This window comes from Streptomyces sp. NPDC127092 (genome assembly GCF_042722475.1).
In the GTDB taxonomy this organism is placed as follows: Bacteria; Actinomycetota; Actinomycetes; order Streptomycetales; family Streptomycetaceae; genus Streptomyces.
The window spans coordinates 1-1,104 of record NZ_JBHXFE010000380.1 but is presented as its reverse complement, the minus strand read 5'-3'; the positions used below and the strand labels follow the sequence as shown (position 1 = coordinate 1,104).

2 protein-coding genes are annotated in these 1,104 nt (G+C 66.2%); both read left to right on the top strand.

Annotated elements, in window-relative coordinates; translation table 11 throughout:
• A partial coding sequence (locus ACFWJO_RS40610; RefSeq protein WP_386873410.1) for a hypothetical protein occupies positions 1-534 on the top strand: 534 nt, incomplete at its 5' end.
• Positions 535-562: 28 nt separating this feature from the next.
• On the top strand, positions 563-1,104 hold a 542-nt coding region (locus tag ACFWJO_RS40605), incomplete at its 3' end, for a hypothetical protein (RefSeq protein ID WP_386873408.1).

The window sequence follows — 1,104 nt, the reverse complement described above, 5'->3', positions numbered from 1 at the left end:
GAACTACACGACGTCGCCTGGGCAGCCCGGAACGTCCACGACGCCAACCACTGGACCATCGACGAACTTCAAGCCCATCTCGATGGCGAACTCGACCGTGCCAAGGACCGCGCCCGCGACGCCGGACACAGCGAAGCACAGATCGACTCGGCCGCGCGTACCGATCCTGACCTGGACATGAAAGCGCTCCGCCAACACTCGGCCACCTTGCTCGAGACGGTGCGGAACCTCTCCGCCGATCCCGCCCTCACACCTGCTCAGGCAGGCACCCTCTGCGCGGCCGCCGACCGGGCAGAAGATGCCGTCGCCGAACTCGCGGCACACAGCGGCCTCCCACCAACCGCTCCTGCGCTCGACCGCACCGCCAACATTGAGCGGGACGTCACCGCTGCCGTCCGACTCGCTGCCAACGACTTCCCGGACCCGGCCCGATCCGTGCTCACCACACCGCCCCGAACCTCACCGACCCACATCCCTGAACCAACTCGGACAACCGGGCTTTCCTCCGTACAAAGCCACGACCACGGCCGGTAACCACTCACCAGCGAAGGGGATCAACATCATGGACAACCACGACGAGATCAGCAACATCACCCGCGAGACGGGGGCCATCTTCCGAGTCGGGATGCAGGCTGCCTCTCGGCTGGCCGAGCAAATGGCCCGAACTCGGGAAGCGGAACGGCGACGGGCAGAACAGAAGAGCACACAGGCCACCCGAGAGCTCGAGCAGCGGCTGAACAGTGAACGTGCCGCCGCAGAGTCACAGCTTCGAGCCGTTCTCGACGACCAATGGTGGGACCGCGCCGACAGCGGTCAGATCGCAGACAACTATCAGAGCGCCCGGGCCTGGCAGAACGAGTCACCCGCCGCCGCGCGCGCCGCCGAACGAATCGAAGGAGAGGTCAAACGCCGCTACGGTATCGACCCGTCCACCGCAGTCGACCGCGACGCGATCGACCGCCTGCTGCGTGAAGCCGAAGCCCGCCGCAACCGCGAAAAGGACGAACACGACAACGCACGCACCGACGATCTGACCGCATCCGCCCTGATTGCCGAAGCCGACCGCGCCGATCGAGCCGAGCAAGAACAGGCCACACTCGATCC